Source organism: Enterococcus sp. AZ103, assembly GCF_051714685.1.
Classification (GTDB): domain Bacteria; phylum Bacillota; class Bacilli; order Lactobacillales; family Enterococcaceae; genus Enterococcus_A; species Enterococcus_A alishanensis.
In genome coordinates, this window is record NZ_JBIOSI010000001.1 from 452,378 (window position 1) to 472,617 (window position 20,240).

General features: G+C 37.6%; 18 protein-coding genes. 3 read left to right on the forward strand and 15 right to left on the reverse strand.

Annotated elements, in window-relative coordinates; genetic code table 11:
- Nucleotides 1-60: 60 nt before the first annotated feature.
- The 4 genes from ID741_RS02270 to treP form a co-directional block, all read right to left on the reverse strand.
- The gene (locus ID741_RS02270; protein ID WP_218327525.1) at nucleotides 61-522 is read right to left on the reverse strand and encodes a YbaK/EbsC family protein; all 462 of its coding nucleotides are present in this window, start codon (nucleotides 520-522) and stop codon (nucleotides 61-63) included.
- Nucleotides 512-1,945 carry an MFS transporter gene (locus ID741_RS02275; protein WP_438718916.1) on the reverse strand — a complete coding sequence of 478 codons (1,434 nt, stop codon included), beginning with the start codon at nucleotides 1,943-1,945 and terminating at the stop codon, nucleotides 512-514. The genes ID741_RS02270 and ID741_RS02275 overlap by 11 nt, the downstream gene beginning before the upstream one ends.
- A 118-nt stretch (nucleotides 1,946-2,063) precedes the next feature.
- Entirely contained in the window at nucleotides 2,064-3,686 is a 1,623-nt protein-coding gene (gene treC, locus ID741_RS02280) for an alpha,alpha-phosphotrehalase (RefSeq protein WP_438718917.1), read from the reverse strand.
- Between the two features lie 15 nt (nucleotides 3,687-3,701).
- A complete protein-coding gene (treP, locus tag ID741_RS02285; RefSeq protein ID WP_438718918.1) occupies nucleotides 3,702-5,648 on the reverse strand; it encodes a PTS system trehalose-specific EIIBC component in 1,947 nt (648 codons plus the stop codon).
- 314 nt (nucleotides 5,649-5,962) lie between these two features.
- On the opposite strand from treP, the gene treR reads away from it, so the two are divergent.
- Nucleotides 5,963-6,685: a trehalose operon repressor gene (gene treR / locus ID741_RS02290; RefSeq protein WP_438718919.1), complete on the forward strand. Its 723-nt coding sequence runs from the start codon at nucleotides 5,963-5,965 to the stop codon at nucleotides 6,683-6,685.
- 42 nt (nucleotides 6,686-6,727) lie between these two features.
- On the opposite strand, the gene ID741_RS02295 is transcribed toward treR, so the two are convergent.
- The 3 genes from ID741_RS02295 to ID741_RS02305 are packed head-to-tail and all read right to left on the reverse strand — an operon-like array spanning nucleotide 6,728 to nucleotide 9,007.
- Nucleotides 6,728-7,462, reverse strand: a complete 735-nt coding sequence (locus tag ID741_RS02295; protein WP_438718920.1) for an amino acid ABC transporter ATP-binding protein — start codon at nucleotides 7,460-7,462, stop codon at nucleotides 6,728-6,730.
- The gene (locus ID741_RS02300; RefSeq protein WP_438718921.1) at nucleotides 7,449-8,168 is read right to left on the reverse strand and encodes an amino acid ABC transporter permease; all 720 of its coding nucleotides are present in this window, start codon (nucleotides 8,166-8,168) and stop codon (nucleotides 7,449-7,451) included. The genes ID741_RS02295 and ID741_RS02300 overlap by 14 nt, the downstream gene beginning before the upstream one ends.
- An 11-nt stretch (nucleotides 8,169-8,179) precedes the next feature.
- Nucleotides 8,180-9,007, reverse strand: a complete 828-nt coding sequence (locus ID741_RS02305) for a substrate-binding periplasmic protein (protein ID WP_438718922.1) — start codon at nucleotides 9,005-9,007, stop codon at nucleotides 8,180-8,182.
- A 280-nt stretch (nucleotides 9,008-9,287) separates the two neighbouring features.
- Between ID741_RS02305 and ID741_RS02310 the strand changes: the two genes are divergently transcribed.
- Nucleotides 9,288-10,529, forward strand: a complete 1,242-nt coding sequence (locus tag ID741_RS02310) for an aspartate aminotransferase family protein (RefSeq protein ID WP_438718923.1) — start codon at nucleotides 9,288-9,290, stop codon at nucleotides 10,527-10,529.
- 40 nt (nucleotides 10,530-10,569) lie between these two features.
- On the opposite strand, the gene ID741_RS02315 is transcribed toward ID741_RS02310, so the two are convergent.
- Nucleotides 10,570-11,007, reverse strand: coding sequence for an Lrp/AsnC family transcriptional regulator (locus tag ID741_RS02315; RefSeq protein WP_438718924.1), 438 nt, complete (start codon nucleotides 11,005-11,007; stop codon nucleotides 10,570-10,572).
- Nucleotides 11,008-11,153: 146 nt separating this feature from the next.
- Between ID741_RS02315 and ID741_RS02320 the strand changes: the two genes are divergently transcribed.
- Nucleotides 11,154-12,188, forward strand: a complete 1,035-nt coding sequence (locus ID741_RS02320; RefSeq protein WP_438718925.1) for a lyase family protein — start codon at nucleotides 11,154-11,156, stop codon at nucleotides 12,186-12,188.
- Nucleotides 12,189-12,225: 37 nt separating this feature from the next.
- Here ID741_RS02320 and ID741_RS02325 read toward each other — a convergent pair whose 3' ends face one another.
- From ID741_RS02325 to ID741_RS02355, 7 genes are all read right to left on the reverse strand, one after another.
- A complete protein-coding gene (locus tag ID741_RS02325; RefSeq protein ID WP_438718926.1) occupies nucleotides 12,226-13,089 on the reverse strand; it encodes a GRP family sugar transporter in 864 nt (287 codons plus the stop codon).
- 11 nt (nucleotides 13,090-13,100) lie between these two features.
- On the reverse strand, nucleotides 13,101-14,117 hold the full coding sequence (locus tag ID741_RS02330; RefSeq protein ID WP_438718927.1) for a sensor histidine kinase: 1,017 nt from the start codon (nucleotides 14,115-14,117) through the stop codon (nucleotides 13,101-13,103).
- Nucleotides 14,118-14,126: 9 nt separating this feature from the next.
- The gene (sapR, locus tag ID741_RS02335) at nucleotides 14,127-14,798 is read right to left on the reverse strand and encodes a two-component system response regulator SapR (protein WP_218327537.1); all 672 of its coding nucleotides are present in this window, start codon (nucleotides 14,796-14,798) and stop codon (nucleotides 14,127-14,129) included.
- A 77-nt stretch (nucleotides 14,799-14,875) separates the two neighbouring features.
- Nucleotides 14,876-15,229 (reverse strand): iron-sulfur cluster biosynthesis family protein, encoded by a 354-nt coding sequence (locus ID741_RS02340; protein WP_438718928.1) that lies wholly within the window; start codon nucleotides 15,227-15,229, stop codon nucleotides 14,876-14,878.
- 63 nt (nucleotides 15,230-15,292) lie between these two features.
- Nucleotides 15,293-16,792, reverse strand: a complete 1,500-nt coding sequence (locus ID741_RS02345; protein WP_438718929.1) for a phosphomannomutase/phosphoglucomutase — start codon at nucleotides 16,790-16,792, stop codon at nucleotides 15,293-15,295.
- An 88-nt stretch (nucleotides 16,793-16,880) separates the two neighbouring features.
- Entirely contained in the window at nucleotides 16,881-19,277 is a 2,397-nt protein-coding gene (locus ID741_RS02350; protein ID WP_438718930.1) for an HAD-IC family P-type ATPase, read from the reverse strand.
- An 18-nt stretch (nucleotides 19,278-19,295) separates the two neighbouring features.
- On the reverse strand, nucleotides 19,296-20,240 hold the full coding sequence (locus ID741_RS02355; RefSeq protein ID WP_218327541.1) for a 3'-5' exoribonuclease YhaM family protein: 945 nt from the start codon (nucleotides 20,238-20,240) through the stop codon (nucleotides 19,296-19,298).

Consider the following 20,240-nt stretch of genomic DNA (forward strand, 5'->3'; position numbering starts at 1 on the left):
ACAGAAGTAATACAAAAAAAGAAGTTAATCGCCATCGATATGGTAGCGATTAACTTCTTTTTAGACTTTTAATAAATCAACCACCGACGATTGTAACAGTTCTAATAAATCAGTCACAGCAATTTCAACAGCGTGACCTAATTCACCACTGGAAATAATGACTGACGGATAATCCTTGATACTTTGGTCAATTAACAACGTATATTCAGGATGGTGCATTTGGATACCAATCGGTGTGTTGGCTCCGTGAACATAGCCGGTATGCTCTAAGACAAAATCCATTGGCGGAAAACCAATTTTGCGATTTCCCGTTGCTTTGGCTGCTTTCTTATAATCTAATCGGGCTTGCCAAGGTACTAAAGCGATCACGACACCGGTTTTATCCCCTTTCAAGACTAACGTTTTAAAGATTTTTTCAGCATCCTTTGGCACTTCAGTTAATTCTTCATCTTCAACTGGTAGTGTGATTGCTGTGAAAGGAATCTTTTTTTCAATTAAATAAGTTTCAACTTCATTGGCCATCTTTTCCACCCTTTCTAAATCTGAAAATTGATAAAATCAATGCGACAAAACACAAAACAAAGGAAGCAGTGAAAGTGACGCGCATCCCAAAAATAAAAATGTCGGGACGATTGGTCAGATAAGTCGTTACTTTTTGACCATAAGCTGCGCTCATGCCGCTATACAAAATCGTGGTAGATAAAGAAACCCCGATCACCATCCCCAAATTACGAGCAAAAGAATTCAAACTACCAGCTACGCCTAGATTTTCTTTGGTGACACTACTCATCACCATTGTATTATTAGGTGACTGGAATAATGAGTTACCTAGACCCATCAACGCAGTGGTAATGATGAAATACCACAACGCCGTTTTAACATCCATAAAGTTATACATCAATTGCGCTGCCGATAGTAAAACCAAACCCGTTAGGATTAACATTTTAGGACCGATTTTATCAGTCAAATAGCCACTCAAAGGAGAACCAATAATCATCAATCCAGGAAAGACCATCATTAATAATCCAGCAAAGCTCGCACTTAAACCGCGGGCATCTTGTAAATAAAACGGCAACACGACGTTGATAAAGAAGTTTGATGAAAAAATCAAGACAGCTGTAATCAAACTAATAGTGAACATTTTATTTTTAAAAATACTAAAAACAATTAATGGATTGACTTTTTTCTTTTCAATTTGGATGAATGCTACAAAAGCAATCACCGCAACAACCACTAAACTCACTGGTAAAGCGTGTAAATAACCGACTTCTTGTCCGATAAACACTCCGCCAAAAAAGGTCATGATGGTTACAGAAAAAGTCACAAAGCCCAGCCAATCGATTTTTTTGCGGGACATCGTTAAATCTTTTGGTAAGAAATAGTTACCAACTAAAATAGTAATCAAACCCACTGGAACATTGATCCAAAAAATGTATGACCACGGTAGCTGAGATAAAATCAAACCACCTAGTCCCGGACCGGCAATCGAACCTAACGAAACAAATGCTCCGATGGAACCTAGTGCGCGACCTCGCTCATTCATTGGAAAAATTTCAGTAATAATACCTGAATTGGTCGCCATCGTCATGCTAGCGCCGACTGCTTGAACAATCCGTCCAAACAATAAAAAGGCCAACGAATGATTGAATCCACATAATAATGAACCAATCGTAAAAATAATCGTGCCTACTCGATAGACTTTAATTTTACCGAAGCTATCGCCGACTTTCCCAAATAATAATAGACAAGAACAGACCACCATCAAATAAATTGAGACAACCCATTCCGCTTGATTCATTGGTACCTTTAAATCTTTCGACATGGTAGGTAAAGCAATGTTTACGATGCTGCCATCCAATGTCGACATAAAAGTAAATAATGCAACTGATACCAAAATCCACCAACGATTTTTTTGGACTTTGGTATCTTCTTGATAAGTGCCCATGAAAAACTTCCTTTCAAATTCATTCCCTTTCATATTATCGCTAAATTTCTAATTATTGCTAGTAATAAATTGTGAAAAACAAAAAAAAGCAGGAGAAAACGGATTCTCCTGCTTTTTGTTAACGATAAATCGCCAACGATTGATATGGTTTTAAAACTAATTCTTTTGTCAGTTCTGTCGCTGGATAATTATTAATCAGGACTTCACCCTTCATAAATTTTTCTGGGAGTTCAATCACGACTTCTTCAGCAAAAAAGTTATTTAACACCAGTAATTCTTGGTCTTGATAGCTACGAAGATACCCATAAATCGCCGGATGCTCTGCTAAGAAGGCTTGATAGGTTCCTTCCGAAATAACTGGATACTCTTTTCGCAATTGAATCAGTTGCTGATAATAACTAAAGATTGATCCTTCTTTCAGCTCTTTTTCTACGTTGATGCTGTCTGCCGTTTTTCCTAGCGATAGCCACGGTGTTGTCTCTGAAAAACCGCTGTAAGTGGTTTGATCCCACTGCATTGGCGTCCGAGAGTTATCACGGGATTTAGCTTTGACGATTTCAAACGCTGCTTTTTCCGTTTTACCAGCAGCGATTAATTCTTGATAAGCATTTAAGCTCTCTACGTCGACATATTCTGTCATAGAATCAAAATCAGGATCTAGCATGCCGATTTCTTCTCCCATATAAATATATGGCGTACCACGATTTAAATGGATCGCACTGGCTAACATTTTGGCGCCTGCAACCCGATATTCTGCCACTTCGATAAAACGATTCAACGCTCGTGGTTGATCATGATTATTCCAGAAAAGTGCATTCCAACCGTTTCCAACACTCATTTGTGTGCCCCAGCTATGGAATAGCTCCTTTAATTTTTCAAAGTCAAAAGGCATCTGGGTCCATTTCTTACCGTCTTGATAATCAACTTTCAAGTGATGGAAATTAAAGGTCATATTTAATTCTTCCCGTTGGGGTTCTGTGTACAAAATACAATTTTCAATTGTCGTTGAACTCATCTCTCCAACAGTGATCACTTCAGGATCATGACCAAAAGTAGCTTGGTTCATCATATGAATAAATTCGTGATTAATCGGGCGATCGGTATAGGCTGGCTTGCCATCATTTTCGGGACAATCCTGTAAGACTTGATCTTTACCAATCACATTAATCACATCAAAACGGAATCCTTTGACGCCTTTATCCAACCAAAAACGTAAAACGTTGAATAGTTCATCCCGTACTGCTGGATTATGCCAATCTAAATCAGCTTGCGTTTCATCGTATAGATGTAAATAATATTGATCGGTATCACCAAAAGGTGCCCAAGCATTGCCACCAAATTTTGATACCCAATCCGTTGGCTGATCTCTTAAAATAAAGTAATCCTGATATTTTTTTTCACCCGCCAAGGCTTTTTGAAACCACTCATGATCTGTCGAAACATGATTGAAAACCATGTCCAGCATAATTTCAATACTCAAGGCTTTTGCGGCTGCCATCAAGTTTTCAAAATCTTCCATAGTACCAAACAACGGATTAATCGCCGTATAATCTGCAACATCATAGCCATTATCATTTTGTGGGCTAGGATAGATTGGGCTCAACCATAACATATCCACCCCTAATTTTTTTAAGTAAGATAATTTTTTTTGAATCCCTAACAAATCGCCGACACCATCTTGATTGGTATCTAAAAAGGATTTGGGATAAATTTGATAAATGACTTTGTCTTTAAAACTCATATTTTCCTCCAGTTTTTATAAGGCAGTTGCCGTTAAGATTTTTTCATCAGTTGTAACTGGTCCATCTGCTACCAAAGAATCCACTTGGAAATCCGTTCCGTTAGTAACGATGACTGGTGTTTGAATTTCATAACCAGCGGCTTTGATAGCTGCAACATCAAACTCCATTAATAACTGACCTTTTTTAACAGGGTCTCCTTGACTCACATGACTAGTAAAATATTTTCCATCTAATTGAACAGTATCGATCCCGATGTGAATCAATACTTCAGTGCCTTCTGTGCTAATCAAACCAATCGCATGTTTAGTCGGGAACAATAAACTAATGTTGCCATCAAATGGCGCATATAATTTCCCTTCACTTGGATCAATGACCACACCTTGTCCCATCAATCCTTCAGCGAAGACGGGATCTTTGGCGCTACTTAATGGTGCTAAATTACCAGCCAATGGTGAAAATAAATCAACGATAGCGCCCATTTTTTTAGGTGCTTCATTATCTAAAGTTGGTACATTAGCTGCTTCAATCCGGTCAATTTTATTAAAGATACCCATTCGACGAAAAGCAATCGTTAAAATAAATGGAACGACAATGGCAATCACCATGCCTATTGCAAAAATTAAATAGTTTTGCGGTAGAATTGCTAGAATTCCAGGAAGTCCGCCGACACCGATAGACAAAGCCCGAACTTTAAATAAAGTAATAAACAAACCAGCAATCCCACTACCAATCATGGCAGCTAAAAATGGGTAAGCATATTTTAAATTGATCCCAAACATCGCCGGCTCAGTGACTCCTAGCCAAGCAGAAATGACTGAAGGAATCGATACTTGTTCTTCTTTTTTGTTGCCGCGGTGTTCAAATACAACAGCTAAAACAGCGGCCCCTTGGGCAATATTTGATAAACAAATCATCGGCCATAAATTCGTTGAACCAAAATCAGCAATTAGCTGCGTATCAATCGCTAACGTCGTATGATGCAATCCCGTAATAACCATCGGTGAATACAGCGCCCCGAACAATCCACCAAACAACCAACTAAAGTTAGAAGTTAACCCTGCATTCACTACATTTGAAATAGCAGTTCCGATTTGCCAACCAATTGGTCCTAAAACTAAATGAGCAGCCATGATAGTAGGAATCAATGATAATAATGGAACAAAAATCATTGATACAGCTTCAGGAATATGTTTTCTGAAGAAACGCTCTAGATAAACTAGTAGGAACCCAGCTAACATTGCTGGAATGACTTGCGCTTGATACCCAATTTTATCAACTGTAAAGAAACCAAAGTTCCAAGTCCAATCGCGGGCAATTTCTGCGGCAGTCGTACCGTTTACCGCATAGGCATTTAATAACTGTGGTGAAACCAGCGTAATCCCTAAGACAATCCCAAGAATTTCGGTAGCACCCATTTTGCGGGCGATACTCCAAGTAATCCCCACTGGTAGGAAATGGAAAATCGCTTCTCCTGGCAACCATAAGAAACTATTAATACCACTCCAAAATTGTGAAACTTCAACAATTGTCTGACCATTCAGCCAGCCCATCGGTACCGCTTCTAAAATATTACGAAAACCTAAAATCAAACCACCGACAACAATGGCAGGTAATAATGGCGTGAAAATTTCTGCTAATACGGCAATTCCCCGTTGAACTAAATTTTGATTTTGTTTAGCTGCAGATTTAGCAGCTTCTTTGGAGATGCCTTCGATTCCTGATACACCTTTAAATTCATTGTAAAAAACCGAAACATCATTTCCGATAATGACTTGAAATTGACCAGCGTTGGTAAAAGTTCCCTTCACACTAGGAATTTCTTCAATCTGTTCTTCGTTTGCTTTTTTAGGATCATTTAAAACAAACCGCATCCGAGTAGCACAATGTGTGACTGCTGAAACATTTTCTTTTCCACCAATTGCTGCCAGCAAGTCTTTTGTATCCTTTTCATATTTCCCCATCTTTTTTCCTCCGAATTTAGTTAACTTGTATGGACAAGTTTTTATTATGGATTAAATATAAACGCTGTCTCTTGATTTGTAAAACGCTTACAGCTTCGACTTCTTTTCAATTATTAGTAAATTCTCATTTAATTGAAAATCTTTTTAAACATTACGCAATTTGTCGGTATTAAGTTTACCAACAGGTTGGTAGTATCCCCTACAAGTTTCGGCTAAAATAAAAATTTCCTCATTTATATTTTTAATTCTATTTTGCCATATAAAAATTTTACTTGTATAATAACATACATATACGGACAAGTTAGGAGGATTGGATGAAAAGTTATGAAGTAATTTATCAGGCGATTGAACGAGGTATTTTAAAAGGAAATTATGAGGCAGGGACATTTTTACCTAGTGAAAATAAATTGCGAGAAACCTATCATGTTTCCCGCGATACGATTCGTAAAGCCTTGTCACTTTTAATGGCTAATGGCTATATTCAAAAAATCCAAGGTAAAGGGTCTCTAGTCTTAAAAAGGGAACAATTACGTTTTCCAGTATCTGGTTTAACGAGCTACAAAGAATTGCAAAACTCTTACGGCTACGATAGCAACACTGAAGTCGTCAGTCTAAAAAAAATCACGATCGATGAAAAAAACAGTCGCATAACTGGTTTTGAGGAAGGTGCGGTTTGTTGGGAATTAATTCGGACGCGGGCAATTGACCAGAAAAAAGTAATCCTCGATAAAGATTTATTGCTAACTACGCTCGTACCGGAATTAGACACTGAAATTGCTAAGGATTCAATTTATCGCTTTTTTGAAAATCAATTAGGCCTAAATATCGCTTTTGCTGAAAAAGAAATCACCATCGACGCGTTAACCGACGAAGACCGCAATCTATTGGATCTGAATCAGCATGACATCAATATTGTTTCGGTAAAGAGTCGTGTCTTCACCAATGATGCCAAGCATTTTCAATATACCGAAAGCCGCCATCAAGTGGATAAATTCCGATTCTTTGATTTTGCCAGACGCCATCCTTCAACCATGTAAAAAATCTTATTGAGTATCTCTCTACTCAATAAGATTTTCTGTTTATTTTAAAGATCGTTTTATAAAACTTTGCCCTCGTTCAGTTGCGGGACAATCAAAGAATCGTTCTGGCGAACTATCTTCCACAATTTCACCGTCTACCATAAATAAGATCCGATTGGCGACTTCTCTAGCAAAACCCATTTCATGGGTAACGATAATCATGGTCTTGCCTTCTTCAGCCAAATCTTGCATCACATCTAAGACATCTCCGACCAATTCAGGATCTAAGGCAGAGGTTGGTTCGTCAAATAGCATAATTTTAGGATCCATAGCTAAACTGCGGGCGATTGCTACCCGTTGCTTTTGTCCACCTGACAATTCATCAGGAAAATCATCCGCCTTATCTGCTAAACCGACTTTTTCCAGCATGGCTAAAGCTTGTTTTTTGGCGAGGGGTTTGTACATTTTTTTAACAATTTCCAGTGGCATCAGCACATTTTCTAGGACAGTTTTTAAAGGAAATAAATGAAAAGATTGAAAAACCATCCCAATTTCTTCTCGCATCTTTCTGACATCATATTCTGCAGTGATAGTATTTTCCCGATTATAAAAGATTTCGCCTTCGCTAGGAGCTTCTAACTGATTGATACATCTTAAAAATGTACTTTTCCCAGCCCCTGATGGCCCTAAAATGCAAGTCACTGTCTGAGATTCAATCGCGACAGAAATATCTTTTAGAACAGCTTTATCTGGTCCGAAATCTTTATTTAAATGTTTAATTTCAAGAATTGACATGACGCTTTTCCTCCTTTGCCAGTAACTGAATTTTTTTCAAACGGATACTTTTCTTACGAGCGGGTAAGTTTAGACGTTTTTCTAATTGCTTTTGCCCTAAAATCAACAGACTAATTAAGGCTAAATAAAAGACTGCTAGCACGCTATAAGTATTCACATAATCAAAACTCAAAGATGCATAGTTCATCGCTTGCTGAGTCATTTCACCCACTGCTATCACGGTTAATAACGAGGTATCTTTGACTGAAGTAATAAATTGATTGCCTAGTGCAGGTAAAGCAGAGCGAAATGCCGGCGGAATAATAAAATGAAACAAAATCTGACCATCTGTCATTCCAAGAGAACGTCCTGCCTCCCATTGTCCCGGATCGACACCAGCCAATGATCCTCGGACAATTTCCGAAATAAAAGCACCAGAATTTAAAGCAATCACAATAATTCCTGCAGACGTATTATTTAAATCGATATTCAATAAGTTGGGAATAACAAAATAAACATACAAAGCTTGCACAATCAATGGTGTGCCACGAATTATCCAGATATAGACACTCGCTATGCCGCGTAGTATCTTATTATTGGCATTTAATGCGATACCGGTAAGGCTACCGATTAAAAAGCCAATTCCGATACCAATAATTGCAACTAACAGTGTTAAACGTAAGCCATTCAATAAAAGGGGTACTAAAGTTGTTAAGGTCAAATTCATCTAATCATCCTCTATTCTAACCATTTTTCTTGCAGTTTAGCTAAGGTACCATTTTCTGCTAATACTTCTAATGCTACTTCAAAATTTTCTTTGTAAGGACTATCTTGCGCTAATGCCACGGCATAAGGCGCTTCTTCTTTATTAAATTCATCACCCACACCAGCTAATGTTGTATCAGGATTGGTTTTTACGTAATAAGTTACATTTGGTGCATCTTGAATCACCGCATCGACTTTATTTTGATTTAAAGCTTCGTAAGCTCCGGATATTTTGTCATAAGTTAAAAGTTCAGTATCAGATAGATTTTTTTGTGCATAAGTATGAGAAGCAGTCCCTTTTTCAACTGCCACAGTCTTTCCTGACAAATCATCGACCCCAGTAATTCCTGTATCAGCTTGATTATTTATCATGACCTTTTGACCAGAATTTAAATAAGGTTCTGTAAAATCCATCACTTTTTGTCGTTCCGAAGTCGCACATAAGGCAGCTGCCGCTACATCAATTTTCCCTTGGGTCAAAGAAGTAACTAAAGGTGCATAATCTTGGACTTGATATTCTCCACCCTTCACTTCATAACCTAGTAAAGTTTGCAGTTCATTTAACAAGTCAATATCATAGCCAGTCAAAGTTGTCCCATCTGCTTCATAATAAGAAAAAGGTGCAAAGACGCCTGAAGTCCCAATCGTAATCTTTTCTCCTTCCATCGATGCTTCAACATTTTCTTTGGTAATTTTTTCACCGCTATTTTCACTATCTGCATTTCCCGCACTACAACCAGTAACAAATAATGCCGCGCTAAATATAATAAAACCACTCATCATCTTTTGAATTCTTTTCATCGAAGGTCCCCTTTTCCTCTTTAAAAGTATTTTTTAAATTTATGTTAGATATTATAACACGAAATATTCGTTTTTCTAGTAATTTTTCCATCATTTTGCCATTTTTTTTAGTCTTCTACTTAATATCATTTTTTTATTTTTTTGAAATAAGCATCATTAAGCGGTATATAAGCATAAATAGAATGTATAGAATAAAAAATAATTCCTTGACTGTCTTTTTAAAAGATGTTACTTTTTTTAACATAAAAAATATTTTTCTCATGAAAGGTTGGATGATGATATGAAATTGAGGGATACTTCTTACACCGCAGAAGAAATTATGGCTTTAACAGACAAATATTTGATGGAAACTTATGAACGGTTTGATTTTGTGGCTGAATCAGCCAGTGAAATGTATCTTTACGATGATGCTGGACGAGCATTTTTAGATTTTTATGGCGGCGTCGCTGTTAACAGTGTCGGTAATTCTAATCAACGTGTCATTTCAGCGATTATCGATCAAGCCCAAGATCTTTCTCATACTTTTAACTATCCTTATACGATTCCTCAGGCTTTATTGGCAAAAACGATTTGCGAAGCCATCAAGATGGATAAGATTTTCTTTCAAAATTCAGGAACTGAGGCCAATGAAGCCATGATTAAATTAGCTAGAAAATACGGTACAGATCATTTTGGACCAAATAAATTCCAAATCATTACCGCCACAAATAGCTTTCATGGTCGTACATTCGGCTCATTATCTGCCACCGGTCAACCAGATTCAGCCAACCAATTAGGTTATTTGCCTGGTGTGCCAGGATTTTCTTATGTTCCTTTCAACGATTTGAAAGCTATTAAAGAAAGCTATAACGAAAATGTCATCGGTATTATGTTAGAACCTATTCAAGGAGAAGGCGGCGTTAACCCAGCAGAATTGGAATATTTACAAGGTGTTCGTAATTTTTGTGACGAAAAAAATATTTTACTTTTATTAGACGAGGTCCAAACTGGTTGGGGGCGAACGGGGGAATTAATGGCTTACATGCATTATGATATTCGGCCTGACATTGTTTCGATGGCCAAAGCTATGGGTGGTGGAACGCCAATCGGAGCCATTTGCGCCACAAAAAAAGTGGCAACAGCATTTTCTCATGGCGCTCATGGTTCAACTTTTGGCGGTAGTCCACTATGTTGCGCCGCTAGTTTAGCAGCCGTTAGCGAGATTATTGAGAGAAATCTTGCTATCAATGCACATTTAGTTGGCAAAGATTTTATGGCTAAATTAACTGATTTACCTGGCGTAAAAGAAGTGCGGGGGCGCGGCTTAATGATTGGGATTGAATTTAAAGATCCGATTGCTTATGACGTAAAACATCACGCCTTTGATCACCGGTTATTAGTCACCGCAATCGGTGAACATACAGTTCGTTTAGTGCCACCTTTGATCGCCACTGTAGAAGACTGTAATGAGGCTTTAGCAATTTTGATGGAGTCCAGCCATACTGCCTTGGAAAAACTGGAAGAAAAAAGAAAATCAGCCTAGCAAAAACACCTGTGACTTCAAAATTGAAATCACAGGTGTTTTATATTTCAAATTGATAACCCCGCGAGGCTAACGGTGTGGAAAAAACAATTTGGGTATTGGTTGGTCCGAAATGTTGCATTTGATTCACAAAATGATCCAGCTCTTCCGTGTTACAAAATATAACCTTCATCAAAATCGAATAGGATCCCGTCACACAATCACATTCTAAAATATTAGGAATCTTTTCAATGTAAGGATAAAATTCCGTTTTGTCTTGCGGATCCAGATTCAAACGAACATAGGCTTTGATCATCAAACCATTTTCGGCATAATTCAACTGCGCTTGATATTGTTGAATAAGCCCTGCCTCTTCCAGTTGGCGTAGTCGTTGAGAAACTGCTGGCCCACTGATAAATAATTTTTCTGCCATTTTTTTAATCGATAGACGGCCATCTACTTGCAAAAGATTCATGATTCTCTGATCTAATTGATCCATTTACTTCACCTTCACTTTTTTATTTTACTTTGTTTAACAAAGCAGTTTGTTTAAAATCCCGATTTAAACAAACAATTGCTCAATTTGACTAGTCAGCCAAACTCTTATGTGATATTTTATCACATATAGTAAAGGAGTGGTATTCGATGATGCGAATGGAAGAGGACCAATTTGGAAAAATGCCGATTTATCAAGAAGCTTATTATGGTATTGCTAGTTATCGACAACGTAGAAAAAAAGAATTGGCAGTTGATCAAAAACTGATTCAAGTTTATGGTGCAATCAAACAAGCCGCAGCTTTTGCTAACTTTAAAACAGGAAAATTAGCAGCAGCAGACTATCTTTTATTAGAACAAAGCAGCCAAGAAATGAAACATGGACAATTTAATCAAGAAGTCCTTGTGGCGGCAACAAAGCAAGGCACGGCTGAAGCATTAAATCAAAATATCAATGAAATTTTAGCCAATCGCAGTTTGGAGCTGGCTGGTAAAAATAAAGGTGCCTATCAAGACTTCCCCCTTGATCAGGTTAACCACAATCAGGCCAGCCAAATGCTGTATACCACAGGTGTAATTCTAGCTAGTCGGGCTTATCAACAGCAATTAGCTGAAAAACTCCATCAGTTTTTTATATACGTAAATAAATTACCAGAAATGAATGCCACGACCTTAGCAGAATTGCAAAAAGCTTTGCACTTCTTACAGGATGCTCGTTTCGAGACAACCTTTATTCCGATAATTCACCTGAAACAAGCAGATCCGATTTGGTCAACGATTTATTTAGAAAAATTAAATCAAGTGAGAGAAATTAAGCTAAAATTTCCTGCTGAACAAATCGTGGATTACACGCCATTGCCTTATTTAGCCGTTTTGGCAGAAGTTACCGAAGCAGTCTTAAACTTTTTGACTACTCACATTACTTCTAATATCGGTGTGATGCGCGAACTAAGTCTGCCGTTTGAAAATATTGAAGCCCATAGCTATCACCGACTATTTGCTATTCATGATGATTTTTCTCAAGTATTAACCACTTTGATTTCCGAAAATTTGTTCCAAACAGCAACCGATAAAATCGCCAAACTAGGTCTAATCAGTTGTCTCCATCAAGTCAATTTTCTTAAGAGTCAAATTAGTGATTTACAAGACGAAATCATTCAGCAGCAACAAAAGAAATCTAGTTAAAAAAGAGAGTCAAAAGTTTTTCAACTTTTGACTCTCTTTAAGCTTTCATAACCCCTAATAAAACCCCACCGAGGATAATTGCGAGACAACCGCAAATGACGTAGACCATTTCTTTTTTTGTTTTTCGTTCTCCCAATAAGAAGATACCTCCCAAAGTTGAGATGATAATCCCCATTTGTGACAAAGAAAAACCAATTGCTAAACCAATGCTACGAACGGTCAGTAACATACAAATATTTCCGACACCCCATAAAAGACCGGTTAAAATATTCCGGGCCACAAAACGATCGATTTTTACTTTTTTAAAGGCAAAGAAGCTAGCACCAATTAACATGCCGCAACTTTGAGGTAAAACAATTGCTAAAGGATCTAAGTGGGCCCAAGTAATCACAATCGTATAAGCACCAAAACCAATAGTTGAAAAAATTACGGCCCGAATGCCACGACCAAAATTTAACATCCCGTCACTGGTTGCCACACCTGAATCATCATCTTTACGGGCAGTTAAGTAGGCGCCAAAAATTAATAATGCTAAGGCACTAAGACCTAAAATATAATCTCTGCTACCCCGCCACTCGCCAAAGAAAACGGCACCGGCAATCGTATTTAAAATCAATTGAAAACCAGTCGATACAGGCAAACCGACAGAAATCCCCATATATTTCATGGCATGAAACTGACCGTTTTGCCCAGCACTCCAAAAAGCACCTGATAAAAAGCCGACCAAAAATATCCATGGACTCACAGTCACGCCACTAATGAAAAATACTGCAATGGCAAAAACAAAGGCACCAATTGTCATGCCTAAGGTTTGTTGGTTGGCGTCGCCACCTAATTTTCCGCTTACCAAGCCAATACTTCCCCATGCAATCATGGGCACTAATGCAATTAATACTGCCATTCATCTACTCCTTAACGTTCTTCTTGAAAATAACTTAACTGAGGAAAAAATAATGTCATGGTGGTTCCGACATTTTGTTGAGAAGTGGCTGACAACTCTACGCCTATTTTTTGACTTAATGTTTTAGCCAAATACAAACCAATACCGGTTGAATGCTGTTGTGCTCTACGCCCATTCTCGCCGGTAAAACCCTTATCAAAAATTCGTCCTAAATCCTCTTTTGGAATACCAATCCCAGTATCACTTATTTTGAGTGTGACCCCTTTTTCTTGCGGGACAATTTCGATAGTGATCTTTCCATTAGCTGGTGTATATTTAATCGCGTTACTTAACAATTGACGAAAAATAAAACCTAGCCATTTGCTGTCTGTTAAGACTTTTGCATCATTTTCCGGCATCACCAATTGTAAACTGTTTTGAATAAAGTAATTGGCTTGACTAGAAATAATTGGCTGAATCATTTTCTTCAGACTATATTCCTGAATCAAATAATCATTGATAAACTCATCTGAACGAGAATAAAAAAGCACTTGCTCGACATATTCATCAATTTTTTGTACTTCATTTTGCAAAGTAACAAATTGTTGGTCCTCAATCTCAAACTCGATACGCTGCAACAATAGATCAACAGCTGCCAGCGGAACTTTAATTTCATGAATCCAAGAATCCATATAATCCTTTTGTTCACTTTGGCGAGCGACAACCTGTTCTAAGGTCTGATGATGCTCACTGACTTGCTGATTCAAATAACTTTGCAGCCATCTTTCTTCATTGGTTTGCGCCTTTTCAACAAAGTGCTGCAAACTATCCTCTGCTTGAAATTGGTCATACCATGGCTTCTTACGATAATAATCAATTGCTAAAAAAACCATCAAAAAAAAGAACTGCAACACAAATAAATAAAACAGATTATCCCAAAAATTATTGACCTCTGGTGTCAGCCAAACCATTAGGACTAACAATAGACTCAACACCAACCAGCCAATAAAGATCAAATAGCGGTCTTTCAAATACTTCAAAAAAGTCATGATTTTCTCCTAAGGCACGATGTAGCCTTGACCTACTTTCGTCACAATATAATCCTTGATTCCAGCATCTTCAATTTTTCGACGGAGACGATTGATATTTACCGTTAACGTATTATCATCTACAAATCGCTCGTCGTCCCATAATGCCCGCAATAATTTATCCCGGCTCAAGATTTTTCCATGTTGCTTCATTAAAATATACAATAACCGGTATTCATTTTTTGACAGATCAATCATTTCACCATTAATTTCCATACTGCTATTGTCTAAATTCAAGGTGATATCATTGTGGCTCATGATTTCTCCGCTCTCGGCATAATTGTATGAACGACGCAATAAAGCATTGATTTTAGCCATTAAAATATCCACTTGAAAAGGTTTCGTAATATAATCATCGGCCCCCATATTCATCGCCATAATTTGATCCATATTGGTATTTCGCGAAGAAATAAAAATAATCGGTACTTTTGAGACTTCACGAATTTTTTGACACCAATAATAACCATCATAAACCGGTAAGTTAATATCTAATAAAACCAACTGAGGTTCTTCAATTTCAAAATCTGCAAAAACATCATTGAATTGCGTGACTTGAAAAACATCATAGCGCCACTTTATTAATTCATCGCGAATCAAGCCAGCGATGACGGCTTCATCTTCCACAATCATAATTTTCGCCATTTTCTTTCCTCCTATTTCATATTCATAGTATCAAAAAAAAGCCAAAAAAGAAAAGGAGTGCCTAACACTCCCTTACCTTATTTTTCAGTAAAATCAATAAAACCTAGATTATCATCAATTACGCCAACTTCTCCACTTAAAATGAGATTGTCTAAACGTTCATTTAATTTGATCGTCATTAGCTCTTGCAAATCTTCCTTTGAATAACCTTTAATCCAAAAATCACCGATATTTGTAGGAATTGTTTCATCGTATCCGGCTTTATCCATATCTTTAGAAATAATATTGATACTAAACTGTGTTTGCATATGAATCATCGCATGTTGCGAATAAGCCCCCACACCATCTTCAAAGGTTAATAAAACCAATTTATCTGGTGACAAATGAGCGGTAATTTTAGCTTTTGCACCTTCATCTAGCGTAATTTTCATAAAATCCCTCTTTTCAAATCTTATGATGAATCGCCTAACAAAAAAATGCAAGAAAATTGCTTTTTAGCCTTTGATGATTGCGTCTAATTTAGTTAAATCAATCTGTTTGTCTGATGCTAAAATATCTCGTAAGATTGGTAAGATTTTTTCAATTTGTCCAGCTTGATCATTTTCAACTTGTAAAACCAATAACGGCTCATGGAGACTCATCCGCAACAATAACCAACCTTGACCAAAAGGTGCGCTGACACTAAATCGTACCCCTTCTTCATTTTCTGGATTCACGGTAAAACCCTCAACTTTTGCCAACTCATTTTTGAAGGTTTCAATCATTGCTACGCCGGTATTTTTATAATCTTCTCCAGCAATCTTGAAACGAACTTCCAATGTTTCTTCTGGTTGGACCAATTCAGCCATTAAATCCGTTAACGTTTGACCATCTTTTTGTAACTGAGGTAACAACATCAAAATTTTGGCAATAACATAGGCACCATCATCTAAGAAATAATTTTCTTTAAAAGCCGCATGTCCACTTGTCTCAATCGACAATGGTGTATTGATACCAGATGCATTTAAATCCATTCCTTTATTAATTACATTGCGGTACCCTGAAATATAGCGGTATTGTTTGCCGCCTTTTGCCTCAATGAAATCTTTCAAATGATCTGTCGTTGGAGAATTGGTCACAATTGTTGCACCCGGTTCTGCTTGTAAAACAATCGCTGCTAAAACGGCAATCAAATTATTGCGATTAATCATTTGACCATCTTTTGAAACGATGGCAGAACGATCCACATCAGTATCAAAAATGACCCCTAAATCAGCTTCATTTTCTAAAACAGCAGCTTTGATACTAGCCATCGCTTCTTTGTTATCAGGATTTGGGATATGGTTAGGGAAATTGCCATCTGGTTCTAAAAATTGTGAACCCGTTGTGTCGGCGCCTAAAACAGCTAAGACTTTCTCTGCAAAATAGCCTCCAGCGCCATTACCAGCATCCACAATAATTTTAAAATCTTTTAGTGGTTGATCGGTCTCAGAATCAATTCCAGCTTTGATTTTTTCCACTAAATCTTGGGCATAGCGAGACAGCAAATCAGCTTGGCTCACTTTTCCATCGCCGCTTGGTAAACTTTCCGTGTGAGCTAAAATATAAGCGATATCTTCTTTTTCAGCACCACCCGTTTGACTAAATATTTTGATCCCATTGAAATAATAAGGTAAATGACTGGCTGTTAGCATAATACCAGCATCTACAGCAAATTCATCAAACTGAGTCGCCATAAATAATGCAGGTGTGGTAGCCAAACCAAAATCCAATACTTCTACACCAGCGGCTACAAAAACATCTATCATTGCTTGTTTTAAGCTGGGTCCAGTTAAACGACTATCATGACCGATCCCAATTCTAAAAGGTTTTTTAACCCCTTTATTTTCTAGCCAATGAACAATTCCGTTTGCAACTAAAGCGGCTTCATTTTCTCCCAGATTTTTTTCCAAATCCTCTGTTGTGATTGCAATTCCACGAATATCTGAACCATTTTGTAAATCTGCTAAAGTCATCTGCGTGCCTCCTAGGCATTTTTTCTTTTAAGTATATCATACCAAAAAAGCCAGGAAAACATTTTCTGTTCTCCTGACTTGATTTGTTTTAAGTAAAAGGCCGGAATTTTCTTCGTTGCCAGCGTCCTCGCCAATTCACCACGTGATGCATCATGCTAGTTAAGAAATTAAAGAACCAGAATCCGCCAAATGCCAATGGAATGACAAAGAATAAATCACGGTCCAATAACTGGTCAAAATTAAAGAAATCTCTAAATACTAAGAAGCAAGCCAAGTATAGTCCTGACATGACTACAATTAACAAGACTTTATTTTGATCAAATGGTTTTGAAACGGTGTAAAGTACAAATAATCCTACGCACCCAGTAAAGAAAACGGAAATCGTTGAAGTAGACAACGTCGTTAAATTAAACGACCAGCCAGCCAATTGTGCCAGCATAATTCCTACGACCACCGTAACCGCTCCAGGAACCGAGACACGCAAAATATTATTTAAGAAATCGCCTTTGATTCGTTCGTAGCTAGGTTTCAAAGCTAAGAAGAAGGACGGAATACCTACTGTTAACGCGTTTATTGGCGTTAATTGAATCGGTTCAAATGGATACGGCCACGTCACTAGCATGAAAATCACTGCCAAAATGACGGAATAAATTGTTTTGACTAGATACATCGAAGCTACACGCTCGATATTGTTAATCACGCGCCGGCCTTCTTTTAAAACATCCTGCATCTTTTTAAAATCAGAATCTAGTAAAATGACATCTGATGCGGCTCGGGCAGCACTACTGCCATTCGCCATCGCCACACCAATATCTGCTTGGCGAAGTGCCAAGACATCATTGACCCCATCCCCAGTCATACAAACCGTATGTTTTTGTTTTTGTAAAGCTTCCACCAAACGCTGTTTTTGTTCTGGTGATACTCGGCCAAAGACAGTATTTTCTCGTGCCAAGGTTTGATAGCTTTCACTACCTAATAAACTCGACATATCAACATAACTATCAGCATCTTTAATGCCAGCTTTTTGTGCAATTTTAGAAACGGTTAATGGATGATCTCCCGAAATAACTTTTAAAGTCACATCTTGTTGTTCAAAATAGCCGAAAGTTTCTGCTGCATTTTCTCGTAAATTATCTGAAATAATTAAAATTGCTAATAATTCGACTGGTTCAGTTAATTCAGTTGTTAAAGTTTTCGGATAACTCGCTAAAACTAGAATCCGATAGCCTTCTTCCATAAAAGACTGGGCATGTTCATAGACAATCGCCGGTACCCGAGTAAAAACAAATTCTGGTGCACCAATCACATAACTGCCATCATCTTCGAAACTAACGCCGCTCCATTTACGAGCAGAAGAAAAGGGGATAATTTTTTTCTTGTACCAATTACTTTTTTGCTTGAAGCGTTCTCGTAAAGCATTGGCTGTCGCATTCGTATCTGGTAATTGGGTCATTAAGGCATTCATAATTTGTTCAAAACGTTGCCCACTAACTTTTTCTAAAATGGCTTTTTCAAATTTCAAGGTACCATCTGTAATCGTCCCAGTTTTATCGAGACAAATCGTATCTACTCGCGCCAAGGTTTCAATTGAAGACATTGATTGCACCAAGACTTTTCGTCGCGCTAGATTGGCTGCTCCGACGGCAAAGGCAACACTCGTTAACAACATCAATCCTTCTGGAATCATGGAAACTAATGAAGCCACTGTACCTAAGACCGCTTGCTTGAAAGAATCTGTACTTAAATATTGAGAATACATCATCCCTAAACCGACAGGTACGATTAAAACCGTTAATACTGCAATCATTCGTCCTAAAATTTTAACTAAATCCGAAGAAGTATTTTTTTTACTTTTGGCTGCTTGGGTTAATTTTTGGGCAAAATTATCTTTTCCGACAGCTGTCGCTTCATAAAAAGCTGTTCCCGCTGTCACAAAGCTACCACTAAAAACTTTGTCTTCTATATTTTTTGAGACCCGATCACTTTCACCAGTTAGTAAAGATTCATCGACCTCTAAACCTTCTGTCTGAATAATTTTGCCATCAACTGGAATTTGATCGCCATTTCGTAGGAGTAGCGTATCGCCTAAAACAATTTCATTTTGATCCACCAAGGTTTCATAGCCATCTCGAATAACGGTAGCTTGAGCTTTGGCTAAGACTGACAACTTATCAATGGTGTGTTTGGCTTTTAATTCTTGGAAGACACCAATACACGTATTGATAATTACTACACCAAAGAACAGCGCATTTTTAGGAGAACCAACAAAAATAACCAATGCTGCTAAGACTAAGTTCAATAGGTTAAATACGTTAATCGTATTTTCTTGAATGATTTGGCGGTCAGATTTCAAGAGATCTTCTTTGACTTGGTTAGTCTGACCGGCAGCCGTCTTTTCCTTCACCTCATCAGCTGACAGTGAAGCAATATCGATTTTTACACGTTCTTCTGTTTCTGTTTTTTTCTCTACATTTTCACTATCCATCTTCATGTCTCCATTTTCTTAAACATCTTTAGGAACATAAAAACTACGATTATCCATACCAAAAATTCTTTCCGTATATGTTCCCGGCTCCGCATTTTTGACCGCGCTAGTCATCATCTGCATTGAAGCATCAATATTATCAATTTGATGTAAGATTTCTGCTTCCATAATTCTTGGTCGTACCGGAGAACCATATTCCAATAAGCCATGATGAGCTAAAACCATATGCCGTAAAACTACGACATCTTCATCAAATTCGCTAATCTTTAATTCTAGACAGGCCTTCGTAATTTCTTCGTCCACCAATACTAAATGACCGATTAAATTTCCTGCCACCGTATATTCAGTAGCTGCTGCACCGGTTAATTCCAACACTTTTCCTAAGTCATGTAAAATAATGCCCGCATATAACAATGATGCGTTAATTTGTGGGTATTCTTTGGTAATAGATTTACCCAAGCGCAACATAGTCAAGGTGTGAAAAGCCAATCCACCAGAAAAAGCATGGTGGTTACGCTTTGCCGCTGGAAAGTCGAAAAATTCTTTTTGATATTTGTTCAACAAAAAGCGGACAATTCGGTTCCAATGAGCATTCGTGATTTCAAACAAGGTTTGATTGAATTCTTCTTCCATTTCTTCTCGTTTGACAGGTGCCTTTTCCATATATAAGCCTGGATCACTCGGTTCATCTGGACGCGTCAGCCGTAAATGTAAAATTTTGACTTGAGGATTGCCTTGGTAGACTTCTCGTTTACCATTCAAAGCCACTACTAAACCAGCTTTAAAGCGGGTAATTTCATCTTCTGACGCATCCCAAAATTTACCATCAATGCTGCCAGAAGTATCTTGGAAAGTAAAGGCGATGAATTTTTTCCCATTTTTTGCTAATCGAACATCGGCATTTTTAATTAAGACATACATCTCAAAAGTTTCATCTACCGTCAACTCTTTAATTTTTTTCAT

What these genes read in the sequence shown, in the direction of transcription:
- ID741_RS02270 (WP_218327525.1), bottom strand. Translation starts at nt 522, where the DNA reads ATGGCCAATGAAGTTGAAACTTATTTAATTGAAAAAAAGATTCCTTTC.
- treP (WP_438718918.1), bottom strand. Translation starts at nt 5,648, where the DNA reads ATGGGGAAATATGAAAAGGATACAAAAGACTTGCTGGCAGCAATTGGT.
- ID741_RS02300 (WP_438718921.1), bottom strand. Translation starts at nt 8,168, where the DNA reads ATGAATTTGACCTTAACAACTTTAGTACCCCTTTTATTGAATGGCTTA.
- ID741_RS02350 (WP_438718930.1), bottom strand. Translation starts at nt 19,277, where the DNA reads ATGGATAGTGAAAATGTAGAGAAAAAAACAGAAACAGAAGAACGTGTA.
- treC (WP_438718917.1), bottom strand. Translation starts at nt 3,686, where the DNA reads ATGAGTTTTAAAGACAAAGTCATTTATCAAATTTATCCCAAATCCTTT.
- sapR (WP_218327537.1), bottom strand. Translation starts at nt 14,798, where the DNA reads ATGGCGAAAATTATGATTGTGGAAGATGAAGCCGTCATCGCTGGCTTG.
- ID741_RS02330 (WP_438718927.1), bottom strand. Translation starts at nt 14,117, where the DNA reads ATGACTTTTTTGAAGTATTTGAAAGACCGCTATTTGATCTTTATTGGC.
- ID741_RS02305 (WP_438718922.1), bottom strand. Translation starts at nt 9,007, where the DNA reads ATGAAAAGAATTCAAAAGATGATGAGTGGTTTTATTATATTTAGCGCG.
- ID741_RS02295 (WP_438718920.1), bottom strand. Translation starts at nt 7,462, where the DNA reads ATGTCAATTCTTGAAATTAAACATTTAAATAAAGATTTCGGACCAGAT.
- ID741_RS02340 (WP_438718928.1), bottom strand. Translation starts at nt 15,229, where the DNA reads ATGAAAATTACGCTAGATGAAGGTGCAAAAGCTAAAATTACCGCTCAT.
- ID741_RS02310 (WP_438718923.1), top strand. Translation starts at nt 9,288, where the DNA reads ATGAAATTGAGGGATACTTCTTACACCGCAGAAGAAATTATGGCTTTA.
- ID741_RS02315 (WP_438718924.1), bottom strand. Translation starts at nt 11,007, where the DNA reads ATGGATCAATTAGATCAGAGAATCATGAATCTTTTGCAAGTAGATGGC.
- ID741_RS02345 (WP_438718929.1), bottom strand. Translation starts at nt 16,792, where the DNA reads ATGACTTTAGCAGATTTACAAAATGGTTCAGATATTCGTGGAATTGCA.
- ID741_RS02275 (WP_438718916.1), bottom strand. Translation starts at nt 1,945, where the DNA reads ATGGGCACTTATCAAGAAGATACCAAAGTCCAAAAAAATCGTTGGTGG.
- treR (WP_438718919.1), top strand. Translation starts at nt 5,963, where the DNA reads ATGAAAAGTTATGAAGTAATTTATCAGGCGATTGAACGAGGTATTTTA.
- ID741_RS02320 (WP_438718925.1), top strand. Translation starts at nt 11,154, where the DNA reads ATGATGCGAATGGAAGAGGACCAATTTGGAAAAATGCCGATTTATCAA.
- ID741_RS02355 (WP_218327541.1), bottom strand. Translation starts at nt 20,240, where the DNA reads ATGAAAAAAATTAAAGAGTTGACGGTAGATGAAACTTTTGAGATGTAT.
- ID741_RS02325 (WP_438718926.1), bottom strand. Translation starts at nt 13,089, where the DNA reads ATGGCAGTATTAATTGCATTAGTGCCCATGATTGCATGGGGAAGTATT.